Consider the following 23,005-nt stretch of genomic DNA (forward strand, 5'->3'; position numbering starts at 1 on the left):
ACCGGGGCTACCTTCGGCGAATTCAATGGTCTGGCCGCATACCTTTCAAGAGGTGCCCGATGGATGTTTCCGACCAGCAGACCACCCCCGACGACGACAGCGCGCGCCTCCACCAGCTCGGGTACGCGCAGGAGCTCAAACGGACGATGTCGGCGTTCTCCAACTTCGCCGTCTCGTTCACGATCATCTCGATCCTCTCCGGCTGCCTGACGCTCTACGGCTTCGGCATGAAGACCGGCGGGCCGGCCGCGATGATCTGGGGCTGGCCACTGGTCGGGCTGTTCGTGATCCTGGTCGGCCTCGGGATGGCCGAGGTCTGCTCCAGCTACCCGACCGCGGGCGGGCTGTACTACTGGGCGGCGCGGCTGGCGCGGAAGAACGGCGCCGCGTGGTCGTGGTTCACCGGCTGGTTCAACCTCATCGGGCAGATCGCGGTCACCGCCGGCATCGACTTCGGCGCGGCGCTGTTCCTCAACGCGTTCCTCGATCTGCAGTGGGGCTTCACCGCGACACCCGGGCACACGATCCTGCTGCTCGCGATCATCCTCGTGGTGCACGGCCTGCTGAACACCTTCGGCGTCCGGATCGTGGCGATCCTCAACAACGTCAGCGTGTGGTGGCACCTCATCGGCGTGCTGGTGATCGTCGGCGTGCTGATCTTCGTGCCGGCCAAGCACCAGGACGCTTCGTTCGTCTTCGGCAGTTTCGTCAACCAGACGGGCTGGGGTTCGGCGTTCTACGTCTTCGCGCTGGGCTTGCTGGTCGCGCAGTACACCCTGACCGGGTACGACGCCTCGGCGCACATGACCGAGGAGACGAAGAGCGCGGCGAAGGCGGGCCCGCGCGGCATCGTGATGTCGATCGTCGTGTCGCTCGTGGCCGGCTGGATCCTGCTGATCGGCCTGACCTTCGCCATCCAGGACTACGACGGCGCGGTCAATTCGGCCACCGGCGTCCCGCCCGCGCAGATCTTCATCGACGCCACCGGCGCCGTCACCGGCAAGTTCCTCCTCCTGATCTGCATCGGCGCGCAGCTGTTCTGCGGCATGGCGTCGGTGACGGCGAACTCGCGGATGATCTACGCGTTCGCCCGCGACGGCGCCATCCCCGGGTCGGGCTTCTGGCACAAGATCAACAAGCGCACGCAGACGCCGACGAACGCCGTCTGGCTGGGCGCCGGCGGCGCGCTGATCCTGGCCCTGCCGTACCTGTGGAGCACGACGGCCTACGCGGCGGTGACGTCCATCGCGACGGTCGGCTTGTACGTCGCCTACGTGATCCCGGTGTTCCTGCGGGTCCGCCAGGGCGACAACTTCGAGCGCGGTCCCTGGCACCTCGGCCGCTGGGGCAAGCCGGTCGGCATCATCGCGACGGCGTGGGTCGTGGTGATCTTCGTGCTGTTCATGCTGCCGCAGGTTTCCCCGGTGACTGCCGACTCCTTCAACTACACACCGATCGCCTTCCTGGTCGTGCTCGGCGGCGCCGCGCTGTGGTGGGTGCTCTCGGCCCGGAAGTGGTTCACGGGGCCGAAGGTCCAGGGGTCCGAGGCGGAACTGGCTGCGGTGGAGCAGGAGCTGAAGGAGCTGGGCTGACGTCGTCGACCGGGCTCTGGCGGCCGGGGCGGACCACCGTCACGGCCGCCGCGCCCAGGGCGCCGACCGCGGCGAACGCGTAGAAGCCCCACGGGTACGCGATGCCCGCCGTCAGCAGCGCGCCGCCCAGCAGGGGGCCCGAGATCGCGCCGATCCGGCCGACTCCCGCCGCCCAGCCGAGGCCCGTCGCGCGGATCGCCGCCGGGTAGACGCGGCCGATGTAGGCGTACACCAGCACCTGCGCGCTGAACACGAAGCAGCCGGTGAGGAACACCGCCGCGTACAGCCCCACCGCGGGCAGCTTCACGCTCAACAGCGCCAGGAACACCGCGCCCGCGCAGAACCAGGCGATGGCCGACGGGCGGATCCCGACGCGGTCGGCGACCCGGCCCGCCAGCAGCAGGCCGGCGATCCCGCCGAGGTTCAGCGTCAGCAGCAGGCTCAGCGCCGCGCCGAGCGGGTACCCGGCCTGGCGCATGATCTCCGGCAGCCAGGTGTTCAGCCCGTACACCAGCAGCAGACCCATGAACGACGTCACCCAGAACGCGATCGTCGCGCGCAGCAGCCCGCCGCGGAAGACGCCGGCCACCGCCTGCGCCGCCGACCGGTCACGCCGGAACGCCTCGGACTCCGGCAGGAACTTCAGCATCAGCGGGATCAGCACGACGGCCGGCAGCGCCCCGGCGACGAACATCGCGCGCCAGCCCAGCGGCGCGATCAGCACCAGGCCCAGCAACGCGGTCAGCACCGCGCCGACGTGGTAGCCCGTCATCACCGTGGTCGTCGCGCTGCCGGACTTGCCGCTGCGCGCGTACTCCGTGACCAGCGTGATCGCCGTCGGCAGGCAGCCGCCGAGGCCGAGGCCGGCGACGAACCGCAGCAGCCCGAAGAGGAACGTCGAAGGCGCGAACGCGCACAACAGCGTGCACACCGAGAACAACGCCACCGACAGGATCAGGGACTTCCGGCGGCCGAGGAGGTCGGTGACGGTGCCGATCGCCACGGCGCCCAGCGTCATTCCGGCCAGCCCGACCGTCGACACCACCGAGGCCGACGCGGGAGTCAGGCCCCAGACGTGATCTCGCAGCAGCACGGGCAGCACGGAGCCGAGCACGACCAGGTCGAACCCGTCGAGCAGGACGGCGGTCCAGGCCAGGGGCACGACCCAGGAGCGGGCGCCAGGGGACATGGGGAACCTCCGGATGCGCGTCAGTGCACGTGATCCGCACAGGTGTGCGTATCGCGAACAAGTATGCACAGGGGGTACGACGTAATCCAGGTCACTTCCATTCACCGGAAGCCGAGCGCGGGCTTCTCACCTGCGCGAGGATCACGCGGGTGGAGATCCTGACGCTGATGGGGGTGCTGGCGGGCTCGCTGGCGCTCACCGCGCTCGCCCGGCGCTACAACCTGTCCGCGCCGCTGCTGGTCGTGGTCGTCGCGCTCGGGGTCGCGCTGATCCCCGGGGTGCCGCGGTTCGAGCTGGAGCCCGAGCTGGTGCTGACGGTCGTGCTGCCGCCGTTGCTCTATTCGACGTCGCTGGAAAGCTCGCTGACGCACTTCAAGAACAGCCTGCGCCCGATCGTCGCGCTCGGCGTGGCGCTGGTGGCGGTGACCGCGGTGGTCGTGGCGTTCGTCGTGCACCTGCTGCTGCCGGACGTGCCGTTCGCGTCTGCGCTGGTCCTCGGCGCGGTGGTGGCGCCGCCGGACGCGGTGACGGCGGTGGCGATCGGGCGCAAGCTCGGCCTGCCGCGGCGGCTGATGACCGTGCTGACCGGGGAAAGCCTGGTCAACGACGCCGCCGCGCTGACGCTGTACAAGGTCGCGCTGGCCGCGGTCGCGGGCACCGCCGGTTCGGCCGGGCACGGGTTCGCGGTGTTCGGCGTGGCGACCGTGCTCGGCATCGGCGTCGGGCTGGCGATCGGCGCGGCCGTGGTGCTGATCCGGCGGCAGCTCGACGACCCGCTGATGGAGTCGGCGTTCGGGATCATCGTGCCGTTCGCCGCGTACGTCACCGCGGAACACCTGCACCCGTTCGGCGAGGAGTTCAGCGGGTCGGGCGTGCTGGCGGTCGTCGCCGCGGGGTTGTACCTGGGGGCGCGCTCGCTGTACGCGTCCCCCGCGACGCGGATGCAGGACAGATCGGTGTGGGCGTCCATCGACGTCCTGCTGGAGGCGCTGGTGTTCGCGCTGATGGGCCTGCAGCTGCCGTTCGTGCTCGACGGCGCCCAGCACGCGGCCCGCGACAACGGGACGCTCGCACTGGTCGCGGTCGTCGTGCTGCTGGTGACGATGCTGGTGCGGATCCCCGCGGTGGCCGTCTTCGCGTACCTGCCGCGGGCGATGCGCCTGTTCGGCCGCGGGCGCGCGGCCCCGGCGTGGCGCTCGTTGGCGGTGCTGTCGTGGACGGGCATGCGTGGCGTCGTCACGCTGGCCGCGGCGGCCGGTGTCCCCGCCGGCACGCCGGGACGCGAGGAGATCCAGCTGTTCGCGTTCACCGTCGCGATCGGGACCGTGCTGATCCAGGGGCTGACGCTGCCGCCGCTGATCCGGGTGCTGAAGGTGCAGGACCCGTCGGAGGCGTCGCGCGACGAAGCCGAGGAGCTCGCCGCGCGCGAGGTCGCGAAGAAGGCGGCGCACGAACGGCTGCGCGAGATCAGCCGCGAGCGGCTGGCGTCGCTGGACTTGCCGCCCGAGAAGGTCCAGCGGCTCAAGGAGCGGCTGGAACGGCTGGTCGACACGCGTTACCGGTTCGCCGAAGCGACGATCAAGCTGTCGGGCGAGGACCGCCCCGGCACACCGCAGGCCCAGTTCGCGAAGGCCCGCAAGGAGCTGCTGGTCATCCAGCGCAAGGCGATGATCGACGAGAACCGCGCGGGCCGCCTCGACGACGACGTCCTGCAGAAGGTGCTGCGCGAACTGGACCTCGAGGAGATGTCGGTGACGGCGACCCTCACGAACCGAATGAGCTGATGACCTCCCAGGTCCGCCGGCGTTCTTCGGCGGAGCGGATGCCGGTCTGCGAGACGAGGACGTCCGTGGCGCCGGCGTCGTAGTAGCGCTGGAGCCCGGCGAGGACGGTCTTCTCGTCGCCGATGATCGCGAGGTCGGCGGCGTGGCCGACGCCTTCCGCGTCGAGGATCCGCCGGTAGGAGGGGATCTGGCCGTAGAAGGACATCTGCTCGACGGCTTTCGCACGCACGGCGTCGGGGTCGTCGGTGACGATGGCGGGGACGGCGGCGAGGATCCGCTTGCCGGCCAGCGCCGGGACGATCAGCTCGGAAAGCGCTCTCGGCCCGGCGAGGAAGGGCAAGGTGCCGTCGGCCAGCTCGGCGGTGACCTTCAGCGCCTGCGGCCCCATCGCGGCGACGATGACCGGGATGTCGTTCCCGCCGGCCACTGTGGACGGTCCGAGGGACTTCGCGGTCACGGTCTCGCCCTCGAAGTCGACGGCTTCCCCGGCGAACACCCGCTTCAGGACGGTCAGGTACTCGCGCAGATGCCGGATCGGTGGTGGGTACTCGACGCCGTAGACGGGACCGAGGAAGCCCTTCGAGCCGAGCCCGATGCCGAGGGTGAAGTTCCCGTGGGTGGCGGCTTGCGCGGTCTGCGCGGCACTCGCGACGAGCAGCGGGTGCCGCGGGTAGGTCGGCACGACGGAGGTCCCGACCTCGATCCCGGGCACTTCCCGCCCGGCCAGCGCGGCGACCGCGATGGCGTCCTGGCTGAGCGGGAGCTGCGAGAACCAGACGGACTTCAGGCCGGCGTCGGCGGCTTGGCGGGTCTGGGCGATCAGCTCGTCGACGAGGTTCGGCGAGGACTCGGTGTCGCCCGAGGGCAGCGTGACTCCGATGGTCATGAACCCAAGTTAACGAGCGCCGCCACCGATTTCCGGCGTCCCAGGACTTGAGATCAACGTCGGCGGCCCAGAAGCCTTTTCAGGGAGCGAAGCCGCCCGCGCGGCTGAGTAGTCCCCGCCTGCAGAACCAACTCGAGCACCGCCGCCTGCTGATCCACGTGCGCGAAGCCCGGCGAAGCGGCCACCGCGCGCCGCAAGTCCTCCGGATCGGCGGTGGCGGTGCGGAACCCGGCGACCCCGGTCACGTCGATCGGGCCTCGGCTGTGCGTCTCCACGAAAGAAATCTCCTGCGGTGTGGCTGCGGTGTCCGTCCCTCTCGTTATCGCGCTGTTACCGCCGGTGTTACCGCTCCCGTGTCGCCCGGTCGAGTGCATCGCCGCTCCCAGGAACTGAGAACCCGAGCACACCCCGCGAGTTTCGCCCACCCTGTGGCGAAATACCGATCACCGAGGAGAGCCCATGTCGCTGACCGACGTCATCGAAGGCACCCGCAAGGCCGTCGACGCCGACCCGCACAACGCCGCCGTCTCCTTCAGTGTGGCCAACACCCTCAAGCCCGGCACCAAGACCGAGGTCCACGTCCAGGTCCGGGACCACAGCTTCACCGTGGACGAGCCGCCCGCGCTCGGCGGGACCGACCAGGCCGCGAACCCCGTCGAGTACGCGCTCGCCGCCCTCGGTTCCTGCCAGGTCGTCACCTACCAGTTCTGGGCGGCGAAGCGCGGCATCCCGCTCGACTCGGTCAAGGTCACCGTCGACGGCGACCTCGACCTGCACGGCTTCTTCGGCTTCTCCTTCAACACCCGCCCCGGCTTCGGGGACGTGCGGATCTCCGTCGAACTCGAAGGGCCGGCGAGCCGGGAGCGCTACGAAGACCTCAAGCGCGAGGTCGACGAGCACTGCCCGGTGCTCGACCTGTTCCGCAACGAGACGCCGGTCAGCACCAAGCTGACCTAGACAACAGCGCCTTAGACAAACGTGTGCCGCACGATCGTCTGGTCGCGGCCCGGGCCCACGCCGATCGCCGAAATCCGGGCGCCCGACAGCTCTTCCAGGCGCTCGACGTACGCGCGCGCGTTCGCCGGGAGCTCCTCGAACGTGCGGCAGCCCGAGATGTCCTCGAACCAGCCCGGGTGCTCTTCGTAGATCGGGATCGCGTGGTGCACGTCGGTCTGGGTCATCGGCATGTCCGGCGTGCGGAAGCCGTCGACCTCGTAGCCCACGCACACCGGGACCTTTTCGAGCCCGGATAGCACGTCCAGCTTGGTGAGGAAGTAGTCGGTGATGCCGTTGACGCGCACCGCGTAGCGCGCGATCACCGCGTCGAACCAGCCGGTGCGCCGCGAACGGCCCGTCGTGACGCCGAACTCGCCGCCCTGCTTGCGCAGGTACTCGCCGGACTCGTCGTGCAGCTCGGTCGGGAACGGGCCCGAGCCGACGCGGGTGGTGTACGCCTTGAGGATGCCGAGCACCGTGGTGATCCGGCCCGGGCCGATGCCCGAACCCGCGCTGGCGCCGCCGGACGTCGGGTTCGACGACGTCACGAACGGGTAGGTGCCGTGGTCGACGTCGAGCAGCGTGCCCTGGGAACCCTCCAGCAGCACGGTTTCGCCGCGCTCGAGGGCCTGGTTGAGCTGCAGGCGCGTGTCGGCGATGCGGTGCGCGAACTTCTCGCCGGCGCTCAGCACCTCGTCGGCGACCTCGTTCGCGTCGAGCGCCTTGCGGTTGTAGACCTTCACCAGCACCTGGTTCTTGAACTCCAGCGCGGCTTCGACCTTCTGGCGGAAGATCTTCTCGTCGAGCAGGTCCTGCACGCGGACGCCGACGCGGGCGATCTTGTCCTGGTAGCACGGGCCGATGCCGCGGCCGGTGGTGCCGATCTTGCGGCTGCCGAGGTAGCGCTCGGTGACTTTGTCGATCGCCACGTGGTACGGCATGATCAAGTGCGCGTCGGCCGAAATCAGCAGCTTGGACGTGTCCACGTCCCGCGCTTCGAGGCCGGAGAGCTCGTCGAGCAGCACACCCGGGTCGACCACCACGCCGTTGCCGATGACGTTCGTCACGCCCGGCGTCAGGATGCCCGACGGGATGAGGTGGAGGGCGAAGTTCTCGCCGTTCGGCAGGACGACCGTGTGACCGGCGTTGTTGCCACCCTGGTAGCGGACGACCCACTGGACGCGGTCACCCATCAGGTCGGTGGCTTTGCCCTTGCCTTCGTCTCCCCATTGGGCACCGATGAGCACGATGGCCGGCATGTGACACTCCAAGGTGTTCGAGGACGTGAGGTTTAGTGTCCCGGACGGACACCGGTGGCGCTGTGGAAATGCCGGTGCATGACTGTAACGGAGGACCTGCGGGTGCGCGGAATAGTGGTGGCCTGTGGCGATGACGCGGCCGGCTTCGAAGAAGTCGACGACGTCGAATCCGTCCGCGTCCCCAGCCGGCCCGGCAAGGCGGAAATCGACCCCTTGCTGGGCGAACACGATCACCTGGTCGTGTCAGGCACGGACGCGGACCTCGCCGCGGTGGTGCTGCGACTGCTCCGCAAGGACGCGCTCCCGGGCGTGTCGGTCGGGTTCGTGCCGTCGGCGCCGGACTCCTCGGTCGCCGCGCTCTGGGGCCTGCCGAAGACGCCGTTGCAGGCCCTCGCGCTGGCGCTGCGCGGTGAGGTCGACCCGGTGCCGCTGATCCGCGACGACGTCGGCGGCGTGCTCGTCGGCCGCGGGCTGCTGCGGCTGGTCCGGGGCGTCGCGTACGCCGACGAGCAGGTCGCGTTGCGCGGGCCCGCCGCGTCGGTCGAGGTGACGCCGGACCCGGACGGCCCCGGTCTCGCGATCCGCGTCGTGAAGGGCACGATCTTCAAGCGCCCGTCGACGCTTTACGCGCGCGCGTTCCAGATCGGCTGCATCCCGACGCGGCCGGTCAGCGACGACGTCGTGCACGACCGCGCGGTGAACAAGTGGACCTGGTACCGGCACACCGAAGATCTGCGGCTGGTGCGTGGCGCGGTCTGACCTGCGGTTTTCACGTCGGGGTGAGCCACGGGTCACGCATCGTTCACCAACGGGCAGCAACATGTCACCTATACGTGTTGCACTCGCCACTCCCGTGTATCAGGGTTAGCTGTCCCCACACCTGACACGGAGGCAGCAAAATGCCAACCAGGCGTTCTGTTCGTCAATCCTTGACCGTCCTTGCGGCCACCGCCGTGCTCTCCGGAACGCTGGTCAGCGTCGCCGAGGCCACTCCGCCGGGCATCCCGTCGACCGCGACGGCGAAGTCCGACCTCGCGTCCCTAACCGTCAAGGCCGACGGTTCCCAGACCGGCTACAGCCGGGACAAGTTCCCGCACTGGATCGACCAGGGCAACAGCTGCAACACGCGCGAGCTGGTCCTCAAGCGCGACGGCACGAACGTGCAGACCGGGTCCGACTGCGCGGCGACCTCCGGCAGCTGGTTCAGCCCGTACGACGGCGAAACCTGGACCGCGACGTCCGATGTGGACATCGACCACGTCGTGCCGCTCGCGGACGCGTGGCGCACCGGCGCGTCGGGGTGGACGACCGCGCAGCGCCAGGCGTACGCGAACGACCTCACCGACCCGCAGCTGATCGCCGTGACGGACAACGTCAACCAGGAGAAGGGCGACAAGTCGCCCGACCAGTGGAAGCCGCCGCTCACCAGCTACTGGTGCACCTACGCGAAGATGTGGGTCGCGGTGAAGGCCAAGTTCAAGCTGACGATCAACTCCGCCGAGAAGACCGCGTTGACGGACATGCTCGGCCGCTGCTGATCGGTGTCAAGGGCGAATCCTTGCGGTGCCAGGCTTTGGGACCGCGGTTCGCTCTGTGGGACGGCCTTCAGCGCGTGGTTAGCGTCGCTCATCGAAGACGCAACCGCTCCCCGCTGGAGGCCGTCCGGTGTCCCCCTTCTTCCGCGCCCGCAACGCCGCGGCCCTGCTCGCCCTGCCCGTCCTGCTGACCGCGTGCTCCGCCGCCGGCACCGAACAAGCCGCATCCGGTCCGCCGAAACCCGGCGGCACGCTGCGCCTCGGCATCTCGTCGGCGCCCGACTGCGTCGACCCGCAGCAGACCGCGACGAACGCGTCCATCAACGTCGCGCGCCAGCTCGTCGACTCCCTCACCGACCAGGACCCGAAGTCCGGTGAGATCAAGCCGTGGCTGGCCGAAAAGTGGGACGTCAGCGCCGATTCGACGGCGTTCACCTTCCACCTGCGGGCCGGCGCGACATTCTCCGACGGCAGCCCGGTCGACGCCGCCGCGGTCAAGACCAGCTTCGACGGCATCAAGGCGCTCGGCACGAAAGCCCAGCTCGGCTACGGCTACCTCGCCGCGTACAAGACGTCGACCGTAGTCGATCCGCACACGGTCCGGATCGAGTTCTCCGCGCCCAGCGCGCAGTTCCTGCAGGCCAGCTCGACGATGTCGCTCGGTGTCCTCGCGCCCGCCGCGTTCAAGAAGACGCCTGAGCAGCGCTGCCAGGGCAACGGCCTGATCGGCTCCGGGCCGTTCGTCTTCGAAAGCCTGAAGCAGAACCAGGAAATCGTGCTGGCCAAGCGCAAGGGCTACAACTGGGGCTCATCGCTGTTCAAGCACCAGGGCGAGGCCTACCTCGACAAGATCGACTACAAGATCGTGCCCGAGCCCGGTGTCCGCACCGGCAGCCTGGCCTCCGGCCAGCTCGACGCGGCTACCGACATCCAGCCGGTCGACGAGCCGCAGTTCACCGGCAACGGCTTCAGCGAGAACATCCGGCCCAACCCCGGCGTCGTGTTCAACCTGCACGCCAACACCACCCGCGGCGTGCTGACCGACGAGAAGGTGCGCCAGGCCGTGCTCAAGGGCGTCGACCGCACCGAGGTCGTGAACACCGTGCTGACGGCGTCCTACAAGCCCGCCACCAGCATCCTCGGCTCGGCGACCCCGCTTTACGACGACCTCTCGCAGCAGCTCGCGTACGACCAGAAGGGCGCGGCCGCGCTGCTCGACGCCGACGGCTGGGTGCCCGGCCCGGACGGGATCCGCGTCAAGAACGGGCAGCCGCTGAGCGCGTCAGTCGTGTTCTCGCCGGTCTTCAACCAGAACCGCAGCGTGCTGGAGCTGGTCCAGCAGCAGCTGCGCAAGATCGGCTTCGACCTCCGGATCGAGCAGCACACGACGGCCGAGACCACGCAGATCCAGCTGTCCGGCAACTACGACTTCCTCTGGTACAACGTCACGCGCGCCGACCCGGACATCCTGCGCGGCCAGTTCTCCACCAAGGCCGGCAACCGCAGCAAGCTCACCCCGGGCAACCCGCTCGACGTCGCGCTCGACGCCCAGTCGTCCACTGTGGACAAGGACAAGCGCAAGCCGTCGGCCGACGAGGTGCAGAAGCTGATCCTCGAGCACGCCTACGCCATCCCGGTGTTCGAGCTGACCCAGGTCGTCGCGCTGAGCTCACAGGCGCACGCCGTCGACTTCGAGGCGTCGTCGCGGCTGCAGCTCTTCGACGCGTGGCTGTCGTGAGGCGCTACCTGCTCCGCCGCGTCGGGCAGGCGGTGTTCGTGTTGTGGGCGGCGTTCACGCTGTCGTTCCTGATTCTCTACCTGCTCCCGGGCGACGCCGTTTCGGCGAAGCTCGCCAGCGGGGAGGCCGGGTCGTCGGCGACGCCCGAGCAGCTCGCCGCCGCCCGCGCGGAGTACGGCCTCGACTCGCCACTGCCGGTCCAGTACCTGAAACGCCTGGTCTCGGCACTGCACGGCGACTTCGGCCGCAGCGTCTCGACCGGCGACGACGCGTCGCACATGGTCGTCACGGCGTTGCCGCCGACGCTCGCGGTGACCGGCCTGGCACTGGTGTTCGCGGTGCTGTTCGGCGGCGGGTCGGCGTTCCTCGGCACGTTCACCCGGTTCCGCTGGCTGCGACAGGCGCTGCTGTCGTTGCCGTCGCTGGCGATCTCGCTGCCGCCGTTCTGGGTCGGGCTGCTGCTGATCCAGTTCTTCTCGTTCCGGCTGCGGCTGCTGCCGGCGCTGGGCACGCAGGGCTTCGCGACGATCATCCTGCCCGCGATCACCCTCGCGCTGCCGACCGGCGCGATCATCGGCCAGGTGCTGGCGAAGAGCCTCGCGACGCAGCAGGAGGAGCCGTACGCGGAGATCGCGGCGGCGAAGGGCGCGAGCCGCTGGCGTGTCCACTTCGGACACCTGTTGCGCAACGCGGCGGTGCCGACGCTGACTGTCGCCGGCGTGGTGGCGGGCAACCTCGTCGCGGGTTCGGTGATCACCGAGACAGTGTTCTCGCGCGACGGCGTCGGCCGGATCACCGCGGCCGCCGTCACCGCGCAGGACGTCCCGGTGGTGCAGGCGGTGATCGTGCTGGCCGCGCTGGTGTTCGTGGTGCTGAACCTGGTCGTCGACCTCCTCTACCCCCTACTCGACCCGCGCATCGCCCGGACACCGGAGGTGGCCCGTGCTTGACCTCGCTGTGGACAAGCGGAGCTTTCACGTGAAAGCTCCGCCCGGGTTGGTGCTGGCGGGGGTGGTGCTGGTGTTCGTGCCGCTCGCGGCCTTCGTGCCGGGGCTGCTGACCGGGTACGACCCGATCACCGGCGTCCCGGTCGAACGGCTGCAGGGGCCGTCGCCGCACCACTTGTTCGGCACCGACGAGACCGGCCGGGACGTCTACGCGCGGGTGATCCACGGCGCGTCGCTGTCGCTGCGGGCGACCGCGATCGCCGTGCTCGTGGCGCTGGTCGCGGGCTCGGCGCTCGGCCTGCTCGCCGGGTTCCGCGGCGGCTGGGCGGACACCGCGATCATGCGGGTCGTCGACGTCTTCCTGGCCATCCCGCCGATCCTGCTGTCGCTGGCGCTGGTCACGGCTCTGGGCTTCGGCACGACGAACGTCGCGATCGCCGTCGGCATCGCGAACCTGGCGTCCTTCGCGCGAGTCATGCGCGCGGAGGTGCTTCGCGTGCGAAACGGCGTGTTCGTCGAGGCCGCGCGGGCTTCCGGGGTGCGCTGGTCAGGCGTGCTGCTACGGCACGTCCTGCCGAACGCGGCGGGCCCGGTGCTCGCGCTGGCGACGTTGACGCTCGGCACGGCCGTGCTCGAGGTGTCGGCGCTGAGCTTCCTCGGCTTCGGCGCGACGCCGCCGACGCCGGAGTGGGGCTCACTCGTCGCGGGCGGCCGCAGCTTCCTGGCCACCGCGTGGTGGATGACGACGTTCCCGGGCCTGACGGTCGCGGCGGTGGTGCTCGCCGCGAACCGGCTGTCCCGCGCGCTGGACGGAGGAGACCGATGACCCTGCTGCGGATTTCGGGCCTGGCCGTTTCCTACCAGGGGATTCCGGCCGTGCGTGACGTCGGCTTCGACGTCGACGCGGGCGAGGTGGTCGCCGTCGTCGGCGAATCGGGCTCGGGCAAGTCGACCACAGCGCACGCGGCGATCGGCTTGCTGCCGCGCGGCGGGCGCGTCGACGGCGGCTCGATCACCTTCGACGGCCGGGACCTGCTGTCCCTCTCCGACAAGCGGTGGCGCGGCGTGCGCGGGCGCGAGATCGCGCTGGTCCCGCAGGACCCGGCGGTGTCGCTGAACCCCGTGCACCGGATCGGTGACCAGGTCGCGGAGGTGCTGAAGATCCACGGGCTCGCGGACCGGCGCACCGCTGCTTCGGAGGCGATCGAGCTGCTGGAGCGCGCGGGTGTTCCCCAGCCCGAGCTGCGGGCCCGGCAGTACCCGCACCAGCTGTCGGGTGGGCTGCGGCAGCGGGTGCTGATCGCGTCGGCGCTGGCCGGCCGGCCCAAGCTGATCATCGCGGACGAGCCGACGTCGGCGCTGGACGTCACGGTCCAACGCCGGATCCTCGACCACCTGACGTCACTCGCCCGCGAGTCGGGGACGGCGATCCTGCTGATCACGCACGACCTCGGCGTCGCGGCGGATCGCGCGTCGCGGCTGGTGGTGCTGTCGAAGGGTTCGGTCGTCGAGGAGGGGACGTCGGTGGTCAGCGCGCCGACGCACCCGTACACGCGGCAGCTGATCGCGGCGGCACCGAGCCTGTCGAGCACGCTGCGGCCGCCCGCGCCTCCGGCCGAGCCACTGGTGTCGGTGCGCGACCTCGCGAAATCGTTCGACGGCATCCGCGCGGTCGACGGCGTCTCGTTCGACATCCCCCGCGGCCAGACCCTGGCCCTGGTGGGCGAATCGGGCTCGGGTAAGTCGACGACGGCGCGTCTCCTGCTGCGGCTGGAAACGCCGTCCGCCGGCTCGGTGACGTTCGACGGCCAGGACATCACCTCGCTGGGTGGCGCCGAGCTGCGCCGGCTGCGGCGGCGGATGCAGATCGTGTACCAGAACCCGTACGCGTCGCTGAACCCGAAGTTCTCGATCGAGGACGTGGTGGCGGAGCCGCTGCGGGCGTTCGGGTTGCCGCGCGACCGGGTCCCGGCGCTGCTGGACCAGGTGGCGCTGCCTGCTTCGGTGGCGCGCCGCAAGCCGGCGGAGCTGTCGGGCGGTCAGCGCCAGCGGGTGGCGATCGCGCGGGCGTTGGCGTTGCGGCCGGACCTGGTGGTGTGCGACGAGCCGGTGTCGGCGCTGGACGTTTCGGTGCAGGCGCAGATCCTGGCGTTGCTGGCGGATTTGCAAGCCGAACTCGGGTTGTCGTACCTGTTCATTTCCCACGACTTGGCGGTGGTGCGGCAGCTGGCGGACCAGGTGGGCGTCATGCGCTCGGGCAAGCTGGAGGAGCTGGGTCCGGTGGCGCAGGTGCTGGAGGAGCCGCGGGCGGAGTACACGAAGGAGCTGCTGGCGGCGATTCCCGGGCGTTCGGTGCAGGAGGTGGGCTGAGACAGAAACCGGACAGGATCCACGGTGAGTGTTTCCCCAACCACCCACAGCGACGTATGGTCTGGACCATGCGGAGGATCGGCGTGGCCTTCGTGGCCTTGGTGCTGATGATTTCGGGTGCGGTGCCGGCCTCGGCCGCCGCCGGGCGGAGGGTTGTCCTCTACTACCAGACCATCTACAACGGCTCCACCTACGTCTCGCCGCTCCCGCTGCGCGACGCCGGGGCCACGGACGTCATCGTCGGAGCCATCCACCTCGATGCCGGCAGCGTTGTCCACCTCAACGACGATCCGCCGAACGCCGCCAAGTTCACGCGGATGTGGCAGGACCTCGCCACCCTGCGCAGCCAGGGCGTGCACGTGCTCGCCTTCGTCGGCGGGGCCGCCGCGGGCAGCTTCCAGCGGCTCGAAACCCAGTTCGACACCTACTACCCGCTGCTGCGGAACCTCATCCGCACCTACTCGCTCTCCGGCATCGACCTCGACGTCGAAGAGCACATGTCGAACGCCGCCCTCAACAAGCTGATCGACGCGCTCCGGGCCGACTTCGGCAGTTCGTTCCTCGTCACCCTCGCCCCGGTCGCCACCGAACTCAGCGGCGGTGGCGGGCTCTCCGGCCTGAACTACGACACGCTCTACCGCGACCGTGGCAGCCAGATCTCCTGGTTCAACGCGCAGTTCTACTGCGGCTGGGGCTCCCTGAACAGCACCTCCGGCTACGACAACATCATCCGCCGCGGGATCGTGCCCGCGAGCAAGGTCGTCGCCGGGACCGTCACCAACCCCGCCAACTGCAGTGGCTACGTCGCCATGTCGACCCTTCAGTCGACCGTGCGCGGCCTCAAGAGCAAGTACGCGGACTTCGGCGGCATCGACGGCTGGGAGTACTTCAACTCCCTGCCCGGCGGGACGTCGGCGCCGCAGCAGTGGGCGCAGCAAATCGCTCCGGTCGTGAAGGGCTGACGAGTACGCTCGGGGTGGTGCGGATCCTGTTCACGTGCCGCCCCGCGTACGGTCACCTCTTTCCCCTGCTGCCGCTGGCGAACGCGGCGAAAGCGGCGGGGCACGAAGTCGTCTTCGGCACCGGTGAGGCGTTCGCCGGGAAGGTGCGCGACCTCGGTTTCGCGGTCCACCGAGCCGGGATCGGCATCGGTGAGGCGGAGGCCGAAGCCAAGGAACGGCACGGCGAGGACGCCGGCTTCCTCGACGTCGGCATCACGATGTTCGCCGAGCTGCTGCCGAAGGCCGTGCTCGCCGACCTGACGCCGCTGCTCCCGGACCTGCGTCCGGACCTGGTGGTCTACGAGATGAGCGACGTCGGCGCCGGGATCGCGGCGCGCCGGGCGGGCATCCCGGCCGTCTCCGTCGTGATCGGGCGGTCCATGTCGCCCGGGGTCCTGGCCGTCGCCGCCGAACGGCTGCGGCCGCTCTGGGGCGAGCTGCCTGCCGACGCGCTGCTCGGCGACGCCTGCGTCGACGTCTGGCCGGACCGCCTCCGCGACCCGGGCACCGCGGCCGTCCCGAAGGTGTTCCGGATGCGCCCGACGCCGTACGACCCCGACGTCCCGCTGCCGCCCCTGCCGGAAGACGGCTTCGTCTACCTCACGCTCGGCACGGTGGTCTTCGGCGCGACGGACGTCCTGCGCGGGGCGATCCGCGCGTTGTCGAACCTCGACGTCGACGTGCTGGTGGCCCTCGGCCCCGGCGACCCGGCGGCGCTCGGGGACCTGCCGGCGCGGGTGCGCGCCACGGGGTTCGTGCCGCAGGCCGAGGTGCTGAAGCACGCGGGCCTGGTCGTGCACCACGGCGGCACCGGCACCGTCCTCGCCTCGCTGGCGGCCGGGCTGCCGCAGCTGGTCCTGCCGCAGGGCGCCGACCAGTTCGCGAACGCGGCGACCCTGGAAGCGTTCGGCGCGGCGAAGTCCCTGGTGGGCGACGCGATCCGGATCCCGGCCATCGAAAGTGCCGCCCGGGAGCTGCGCACCGACCCGAAACCCCGCGAGCTCGCCCAGGGCGTCGCGGCCGAGATCGCGAAGATGCCGTCGCCCGAACAGGTGCTCGCCGAGATCGTCAGCTGGGCGGGCTGACCAGCGCCAGGATCTCGCGGGCGACGGCGTCGTTCTGGCGGAAGGACATCGCGTTCGTGCGGGGCCGGGTGAAGGCCGCCGCCGAGCGGGCGCTCGTGTGCGGGCCGACCGCGAAGCGGTGCGGGTGCGGGCGACCGGCGCCGTCCAGCAATCGGGAGTCCGACACGCGCGTGTGGATCCGCCCCGACGGCAGCAACGCGCCGGTCACCGGGTCCGCCACGGTCTCCTCGGCCAGCTCACCCGCGTCACGCAGCTGCCGGAGCAGGCCGTCGGCCGCGCGGGTCACGCTCGGGCCCGGCAGCCGCGCTTCGACCAGCGTCCGCGCCGGGACCGTCCCGGGGTAGCTCGTGCTGGACGCCACGAAGACGCCGTCCTCCGCCGTCACCGTCATGTCCGCGCCGGCGAACGAAACCACGCCGGCTTCGTGCAGGGCCAGCAGCTCCTCGAGCCGGCGCGGCGGCGGCCCGCTGGCGTAGTAGGAGAAGAACCCGTGGAACCAACCGTCCATATCGGACACCTGAGACGACGCGGCCAGCCGTCCTTTTTGGACCAGCACCGGCAGCTGGGCGTACACCGACAGCAACGCCGTGAACGCGCCGAGGTCGGCGCTGAACTCCTGGTCCGCGCGCCGCGCGAGGTCGGCTTCGACGTACTCGCGCAGGTGCTTGCCGAACTCCTCCGCCGTGCCGAACTCGCGCCCGGACAACGGCCGGTCGAGGCGGTCCAGGTCGAGCCGGTCGGCCTCGGCCGGCACGGCCCTCGCGACGAGGTCCCGCAGGCCCGGCGAGTCCCAGGGCAGGTCGGCGAAGGCGTCGGCGAACACGACGAAGTCCATGCGCACGCGGTCCGGATGCCCGGTGAACAGCTCGCTGTAGTAGCCCCAGGCCAGCTCCTTCGCGATCAGCGGCCAGACGTCGGCGCGGAAGTCGAGGGCGGGTCCGGCCAGCGCGTCCATCGCGTAGGCGTCGAAGAACCTGGGCAGCCGCACCGGGTTCCCGCGCAGCCGGTAGCCGATCTTCGCGTGGTAGGGCACGCCGCGCCGCGAGCCGACGTGCAGCACCGGCTCGGCGCCGCTCGGGTGGTAGCGCAGGCCGCCGGCCGGGAGGTCCTCGAACCGGCCGCCGCGGCCCTCGGTCAGCAGCAGCATCAGGTCGACGAACGCCAGCCCGAACCCGCGCACCAGCACGGTTTCGCCCGGCGCGATGCCGGAGTAGTCGACGTCGGCGGTGTAGCCGGCCGGGTAGTAGGCGAGCCCGTGCCGCGCGGCGAACGTGACGAGCTCCCGCTCGCGGTCGTCCGGTTCGGCGTCGAGGTGCCCGACGGTGAACACGACGGCGTCCGCGGCCAGCGACGTCCCGTCGGACAGGCGGACGGCCCGGTCGTCGACGCCGACCGCCCGCGCCGCGTGCTCGACGACGTCGATGCCCTCGGGCAGGTCGCCGAGGACCTCGCGGTAGACCCAGGTCAGGTAGGCGCTCTGCAGCCGGCGGGTCGGGAAGTCGAAGCTGTCGAGCGCGGTCAGCTCGGCGACGACGTCGGGCGGCACCTCGGCGGCGAGCGCGCCGTCACGCACCTTGCGCGCCCACTCCAGCAGCGTCGGTCCCCGGCGCACCGGGCCGGCCATCTGCACCGACTCGTCGGTGAACATCGTGACGTCTTCGGGCATGGAGTTCATCCGCAGCAGCGGCGACTGGTCGTAGCGCCACACCCGGCCGGGCCCCGGCGGGAACGGGTCGATCAGGTGCACCTCGAGCCGCCGTCCGGCCGGCAGGTCCGCGTTCGCGCCGAGCCGTTCGAGGACGCCGACCCCCCGGGGTCCGGCGCCCACGACGGCGAGGGTGAACGGCGCGTCGGCCATGAAGCCGAAGCTACGCGGGGGTTCCGCCGCCGGACGTCCTTCCCACTGTTCGGAACCCCGGGAATAGGGACCAAGCAGTTCGGTGTGCGGCGCCGAATCCCCGGGGCACGACGGCGAGAGGAGCGGATTTGTCCGAAGTCCACCGAGGCGCCGCGGGCTTCACAGCGTTGCCGCGGCTGCGAAGACGTGACTGGTGAGATCAGTCCGCCGAACCGCGTCCACACCGCGCAGGACGTGGTCGGCACCCTGCTCAGGGGCAACTGGGCGATCTTCGCGCACGAGTGGGCCGATCCGGAGGGGATCGACCCGAAGCACTGGCGGGACGTCGTCCAGGCCGCCGCGGAGGCGGCCGGGGTCGACGTCGAGTTCGTGGTCGTCCCGCGCCGGTCCCTGACCGTTGTGTTCAACCGGGCGGCCCCGCCCACCTTCGAGCAGGTCCGCGCGTCGATCGAGGTGATCGAGCGACACCGGGCCTGAGTTCCACCCTGCGGACCTCGTTGCCGTGCACCTCGCGTCAGGCGTAGCTCTGGCGGTACCGACGCGAGCGAAGGGGACGAAATGCCGGTCGAATTCCTGGGCATCGGAGGCACGCACGACGGGTCGGAGACGCACGCGCGCTCCGGCGGGGTGTTCGACAAGGAGTACACGCTGCGCCTGGCCCGCGCGCACGAGGACTTCGGCTGGGACCGGGTGCTGTTCGCCTACGGCTCCGGCTCGCCCGATCCCGCGCAGGCGGCCGCGTACGTCGCCACGAAGCTCGACAAGCTGCAGATCCTGCTCGCGCACCGCCCGAACGTCTCGTACCCGACGTTCGCGGCCAAGACGTTCGCCTCGCTGGACCAGATCTCCGACGGCCGCCTGACGGTGCACTTCATCACCGGCGGCAACGACCACGAGCAGCAGCGCGAAGGCGACTACCTGACGAAGGACCAGCGCTACGCACGCACCCGCGAAGCCATCCGGATCATCAAGAAAGCCTGGACGTCGGACGAGCCGTTCGGCTTCGAAGGCGAGTACTACCGCTTCGCGGACTACGTCAGCGACATCAAGCCCGTGCAGCAGCCGCGCCCCGGCGTCTCCTTCGGTGGCTCGTCGCCGGCCGCGTACGCCGCGGGTGGCGCCGAGGCCGACATCTACTGCCTCTGGGGTGAGCCGCTGGCCCAGACCGCCGAGCAGATCGAGTCGGTGAAGGCGGCGGCGCTGGCCGCCGGCCGCGCGGACGTGCCCCGGATCCAGGTGGCGTTCCGGCCGATCATCGCGCCGACGGAGGAGCTGGCCTGGGAAAAGGCCTACGCGACGGTGGGCGCGATCAAGGACCGCACGAAGGGCGGCCGGCCGCTGACCCGCCGCCACAAGCTGACCGAGCCGGAGAACACCGGCTCGCAGCGGCTGCTGGCGCTGGCGGCCCAGGGCGAGCGGTTCGACCGCGCGCTGTGGACCCCGACGGCCGCCGCGACCGGCGGCGCGGGCAACTCGAACGCGCTGGTCGGGACGCCGGAGACGGTCGCGCAGGCCCTGCTGGACTACTACGACCTCGGCGTGGAAATCCTGTCGGCGCGCGGCTACGACATGCTCGGCGACACGATCGACTTCGGCCGGCACGTGATCCCGATCGTCCGGGAAGAGGTGGCCAAGCGAGACGCCGCACGAGCCGCTTCGCACCCGCGGACACCCGCGGAGGACGCCCTCGCCGTCGACGGCTGATCCAGCGTCGTTCCCCCGGTAGCCACCTCGCGGCCGCGAGGTGGCTACTTTTGCCTCTGGTCCTGGGCCAAGGGGTACGGAATGATCCATTGGTGACTCCTGGGCGACCGGTCGGACACTGCGGGCTATCGTCTGACACGTTCGGGGAGCTCCGTGACACCTTCGATACCGGCAAAAGAACCTAGAGATTCACCAACAGTCACGGGACACTAGCTGGAGTAACTCACGTACCGTGACTGCCCCATGACCGGCTGATTCGTGCGCCACCGCTGGTCAGGCGCGCCGCGGTCTGCACAAGAGGTCGGGAGAAACGCATGGCCGCACCGCCGGACCGGGTCACGTTCCGCGAGGTGTTCGGGATCGCCGAGTTCCGCGCGCTCTGGTTCGCGGAGCTGCTGTCGATGGCCGGCGACCAGCTCGCGAGAGTCGCGCTGTCCGTGCTCGTGTTCACCGGTACCGGCTCGGCCACGCTCACCGGCCTCACCTACGCGCTGACGTTCGCCCCGTCGCTGGTCGGCGGCATCTTCCTGACCGGCCTCGCCGACCGCTTCCCGCGCCGCTCGGTGATGGTCGCCGTCGACGTCGCCCGCGCCGTGCTCATCGGCCTCGTCGTGCTGCCCGGCCTGCCCTTCTGGCTCGTGTGCGTGTTCGTCGGCGGCGTCTCGCTGCTGAACCCGCCGTTCAAGGCGTCCCAGCTGGCCCTGCTGCCGCAGGTGCTCGAGGGCGACCGGTTCGTCGTCGGCATGGGCATCCGCAGCATGACCGTGCAGTCGGCCCAGCTGCTCGGCTTCGCCGGCGGCGGCGCACTGCTGCTGGCCGTCGAACCACGCATCGCGCTGGCCATCGACGCGGCGACGTTCCTGCTCTCGGCGCTCGTCGTCCGGCTCGGCCTGCACGCCCGGCCCGCCGCGGCGACCGGCGAGAAGCGCAAGAAGTTCCTCGCGATGATCAGCACCGGCGGTGCCGTGGCCTTCCGCGACTCGGCGCTGTGCTCGCTCGTGCTGTTCACCTGGCTGATGGGCCTGCTCCCGGTGTACGAGGGCATCGCGGCGCCGTACGTCGCTTCGGCGGGTGGCGGCTCGGCCGCGATCGGCCTGCTGCTGGCCGCCGACCCGGTCGGCAGCGTGATCGGCACGTTCATCTACACCCGCTGGGTGCCGGCGAAGGTCCGGCCGCGGCTGATCGGGCTGATGTCGCTGCTCTGCGCGATCCCGCTGCTGCTGTGCCTGCTGCAGCCCGGGCCGTGGGTGTCGATCGGGCTGTTCGTCGTCTCCGGCGGGTTCGGCACGATCGCGCTGCTGCAGGCGACGGCGTCGCTCACGCTGGCGGTGCCCGACGAGACCCGCGCTCAGACGATGGGGCTGTCCAACACCGGTCTGACGACGATGCTCGGCATCAGCCCGTTGATCGGCGGGCTGCTGGCGGACCACGTCAGCCCACAGAGCACCGTCGGCATCTTCGGTCTTGTCGGAATCGTAATCACGCTGCCACTGGCTCTGGTCTGGCAGCGGAGCCTGGGCGGGAACCCCGGACGATGGGTCGACGAAGAAGCCACACGCGCGGAACATGCATGACATGCCCCAGCGCGTGGGCCTGACCTGCGCGACCTTGGCGGTGCGGCTAGTCGGTCACTGTTCCTTCGTGCGCATCGCTGGTCACCCTTCATCCGGCGTCAGAGAAAAGGTACACACCTTCGCCCCTTGTGGACAGGCGGCAAACGGGCTGAAACTGTGCGTGAGTAGTTTGTCACGGCATAGTTGCGCAAGCCAATGGGGGAAAGATGATTACATCGGGGGAACAGACTGGACAAGGCTCGGTTTCTCTGATCCGTAACTGGGCTCTGTGGACGCGGCCACGCATGTGGATCGCGGTCACGCTCGCGGCGATGTCCGTGATGGTGGTCTGGACCGCTGCCACGGTCGTGGTGGTTCCGGTGACGAGCGGCGCGCTGGGGATGTTCGCGCTGATCACCGGGCTCGCCGTGGCGCAGACGGAGATCAGCCGCCGGATCGAGCGCCAGCGCCGCAGCCTGAGCAAGGGCCCGCACATCAGCACCACGTCGGTGTGGCTGGTGCCGGCGAGCCTGCTCCTGCCGCCGCAGCTCGTCGCCGCGCTGGGCCTGGTGCTCTACGTCTACCTCGCCTTCCGCAGCTGGTCCGGCACCCGGCCGGGACAGCCGCACCGCGTCGCCGCCAACATGACGACGGCGATCCTTTCCGGACTGGCGGCGAACCTCGTGGGACCGGTGGGGACCGGCCACACGGTGGCGACCGTCGGCGCGGCGGCGCTCGTGTTCTTCGCGGTCAACACCGCGCTCACCGGCCTCGGCCTGTACTGCGCGGACCCGGCCAAGGCCACCCTCGCGTCCTGCCTGGGCACCATGGACGACAACCTGCTGGAGCTCGCGCTGCTGTCGGTCGGCGGGCTGCTGACGATGATGCTGGCCGACGAGCCGTACCTGTCCGTCCTGGTCATCCTGCCGCTCTACATCCTGCAGCGGTCCGTGCTGATCAAGCGGCTCGAGGAGCTGGCCACCACCGACCAGAAGACGCAGCTGCTCAACGCCGTCACCTGGCAGGACGGCGCCCAGCGCGAGATTTCGCGCGCGCAGCGCGAACAGGGCAGCTTCGGCGCCATGATGATCGACCTCGACCACTTCAAGCGGATCAACGACACCTACGGGCACCTCGCGGGGGACGACGTGCTCAAGGCGGTCGCCGCCGTGGTCAAGCAGGAGACCCGGGCCCACGACCTGGTCGGCCGGTTCGGCGGCGAGGAGTTCGTCGCGCTGCTGCCCGCGACGTCCAAAGAGGACGCCATCGTCACGGCGGAGCGGATCCGGCAGCGGGTCAGCGAGCTGATCATCAGCACCACGACCAACGAAGGCGCCGCCGTCGACATCGAACGCCAGACGGCGTCCATCGGCGTCGCCGCCTACCCGCTCGACGGGTCGTCGATCGAGGAAGTGATGTCCTCGGCCGACGCCGCCGTCTACGCGGCCAAGCACGGCGGCCGCAACCGGGTGGTCGGGTCCCCGGCGCTGATGGCCGCGGCTTAGCGC

At 70.4% G+C, this 23,005-nt stretch carries 20 protein-coding genes; 15 read left to right on the forward strand and 5 right to left on the reverse strand.

Annotated elements, in window-relative coordinates; all coding sequences use genetic code 11:
- Positions 1–59: 59 nt before the first annotated feature.
- Complete coding sequence (locus M8542_RS29630; protein ID WP_257923554.1) at positions 60–1,592, forward strand: amino acid permease; 1,533 nt, start codon at positions 60–62, stop codon at positions 1,590–1,592.
- Here the strand turns inward: M8542_RS29630 and M8542_RS29635 are convergent.
- The gene (locus M8542_RS29635) at positions 1,519–2,781 is read right to left on the reverse strand and encodes an MFS transporter (RefSeq protein WP_257923555.1); all 1,263 of its coding nucleotides are present in this window, start codon (positions 2,779–2,781) and stop codon (positions 1,519–1,521) included. The two genes, M8542_RS29630 and M8542_RS29635, sit on opposite strands and share 74 nt — an antisense overlap.
- Before the next feature lie 149 nt (positions 2,782–2,930).
- Between M8542_RS29635 and M8542_RS29640 the strand changes: the two genes are divergently transcribed.
- Positions 2,931–4,565, forward strand: a complete 1,635-nt coding sequence (locus M8542_RS29640; RefSeq protein WP_257923556.1) for a Na+/H+ antiporter — start codon at positions 2,931–2,933, stop codon at positions 4,563–4,565.
- On the opposite strand, the gene M8542_RS29645 is transcribed toward M8542_RS29640, so the two are convergent.
- Positions 4,546–5,451: a TIGR03564 family F420-dependent LLM class oxidoreductase gene (locus M8542_RS29645; RefSeq protein WP_257923557.1), complete on the reverse strand. Its 906-nt coding sequence runs from the start codon at positions 5,449–5,451 to the stop codon at positions 4,546–4,548. The genes M8542_RS29640 and M8542_RS29645 overlap by 20 nt on opposite strands.
- A 53-nt stretch (positions 5,452–5,504) precedes the next feature.
- Entirely contained in the window at positions 5,505–5,726 is a 222-nt protein-coding gene (locus tag M8542_RS29650; protein WP_257923558.1) for a hypothetical protein, read from the reverse strand.
- Positions 5,727–5,910: 184 nt separating this feature from the next.
- On the opposite strand from M8542_RS29650, the gene M8542_RS29655 reads away from it, so the two are divergent.
- Positions 5,911–6,408, forward strand: coding sequence for an OsmC family protein (locus M8542_RS29655; protein WP_257923560.1), 498 nt, complete (start codon positions 5,911–5,913; stop codon positions 6,406–6,408).
- Between the two features lie 11 nt (positions 6,409–6,419).
- Here M8542_RS29655 and M8542_RS29660 read toward each other — a convergent pair whose 3' ends face one another.
- Positions 6,420–7,706, reverse strand: coding sequence for an adenylosuccinate synthase (locus M8542_RS29660; RefSeq protein ID WP_257923561.1), 1,287 nt, complete (start codon positions 7,704–7,706; stop codon positions 6,420–6,422).
- A gap of 78 nt (positions 7,707–7,784) precedes the next feature.
- Between M8542_RS29660 and M8542_RS29665 the strand changes: the two genes are divergently transcribed.
- The 8 genes from M8542_RS29665 to M8542_RS29700 all read left to right on the forward strand — a co-directional run bounded on the left by M8542_RS29665 (position 7,785) and on the right by M8542_RS29700 (position 16,382).
- A complete protein-coding gene (locus M8542_RS29665; RefSeq protein ID WP_276587262.1) occupies positions 7,785–8,465 on the forward strand; it encodes a hypothetical protein in 681 nt (226 codons plus the stop codon).
- 140 nt (positions 8,466–8,605) lie between these two features.
- Positions 8,606–9,244: an HNH endonuclease family protein gene (locus tag M8542_RS29670; protein ID WP_257923562.1), complete on the forward strand. Its 639-nt coding sequence runs from the start codon at positions 8,606–8,608 to the stop codon at positions 9,242–9,244.
- Between the two features lie 127 nt (positions 9,245–9,371).
- Entirely contained in the window at positions 9,372–10,979 is a 1,608-nt protein-coding gene (locus M8542_RS29675) for an ABC transporter substrate-binding protein (RefSeq protein ID WP_257923563.1), read from the forward strand.
- Entirely contained in the window at positions 10,976–11,929 is a 954-nt protein-coding gene (locus M8542_RS29680; RefSeq protein ID WP_257923713.1) for an ABC transporter permease, read from the forward strand. The genes M8542_RS29675 and M8542_RS29680 overlap by 4 nt, the downstream gene beginning before the upstream one ends.
- Positions 11,930–11,957: 28 nt before the next feature.
- Positions 11,958–12,752 (forward strand): ABC transporter permease, encoded by a 795-nt coding sequence (locus M8542_RS29685; RefSeq protein WP_257923564.1) that lies wholly within the window; start codon positions 11,958–11,960, stop codon positions 12,750–12,752.
- Positions 12,749–14,296, forward strand: a complete 1,548-nt coding sequence (locus tag M8542_RS29690) for a dipeptide ABC transporter ATP-binding protein (protein WP_257923565.1) — start codon at positions 12,749–12,751, stop codon at positions 14,294–14,296. The genes M8542_RS29685 and M8542_RS29690 overlap by 4 nt, the downstream gene beginning before the upstream one ends.
- A gap of 68 nt (positions 14,297–14,364) precedes the next feature.
- Entirely contained in the window at positions 14,365–15,258 is an 894-nt protein-coding gene (locus M8542_RS29695; RefSeq protein WP_257923566.1) for a glycoside hydrolase family 18 protein, read from the forward strand.
- A gap of 17 nt (positions 15,259–15,275) precedes the next feature.
- Positions 15,276–16,382 (forward strand): glycosyltransferase, encoded by a 1,107-nt coding sequence (locus M8542_RS29700; protein WP_257923567.1) that lies wholly within the window; start codon positions 15,276–15,278, stop codon positions 16,380–16,382.
- Here the strand turns inward: M8542_RS29700 and M8542_RS29705 are convergent.
- Complete coding sequence (locus M8542_RS29705) at positions 16,366–18,240, reverse strand: FAD/NAD(P)-binding protein (RefSeq protein ID WP_257923568.1); 1,875 nt, start codon at positions 18,238–18,240, stop codon at positions 16,366–16,368. The two genes, M8542_RS29700 and M8542_RS29705, sit on opposite strands and share 17 nt — an antisense overlap.
- Before the next feature lie 186 nt (positions 18,241–18,426).
- Here M8542_RS29705 and M8542_RS29710 point away from each other — a divergent pair, with 186 nt between their 5' ends.
- The 4 genes from M8542_RS29710 to M8542_RS29725 all read left to right on the forward strand — a co-directional run bounded on the left by M8542_RS29710 (position 18,427) and on the right by M8542_RS29725 (position 23,002).
- Positions 18,427–18,717, forward strand: a complete 291-nt coding sequence (locus M8542_RS29710; RefSeq protein ID WP_257923569.1) for a transporter substrate-binding domain-containing protein — start codon at positions 18,427–18,429, stop codon at positions 18,715–18,717.
- Positions 18,718–18,798: 81 nt separating this feature from the next.
- The gene (locus tag M8542_RS29715; RefSeq protein WP_257923570.1) at positions 18,799–19,944 is read left to right on the forward strand and encodes an LLM class flavin-dependent oxidoreductase; all 1,146 of its coding nucleotides are present in this window, start codon (positions 18,799–18,801) and stop codon (positions 19,942–19,944) included.
- A gap of 314 nt (positions 19,945–20,258) precedes the next feature.
- Entirely contained in the window at positions 20,259–21,518 is a 1,260-nt protein-coding gene (locus tag M8542_RS29720; protein WP_257923571.1) for an MFS transporter, read from the forward strand.
- A 284-nt stretch (positions 21,519–21,802) separates the two neighbouring features.
- Positions 21,803–23,002, forward strand: coding sequence for a GGDEF domain-containing protein (locus M8542_RS29725; protein WP_372508637.1), 1,200 nt, complete (start codon positions 21,803–21,805; stop codon positions 23,000–23,002).
- The last annotated feature ends 3 nt before the right edge of the window (positions 23,003–23,005 follow it).

The sequence above is a fragment of the Amycolatopsis iheyensis genome, from assembly GCF_024703995.1.
Classification (GTDB): domain Bacteria; phylum Actinomycetota; class Actinomycetes; order Mycobacteriales; family Pseudonocardiaceae; genus Amycolatopsis; species Amycolatopsis iheyensis.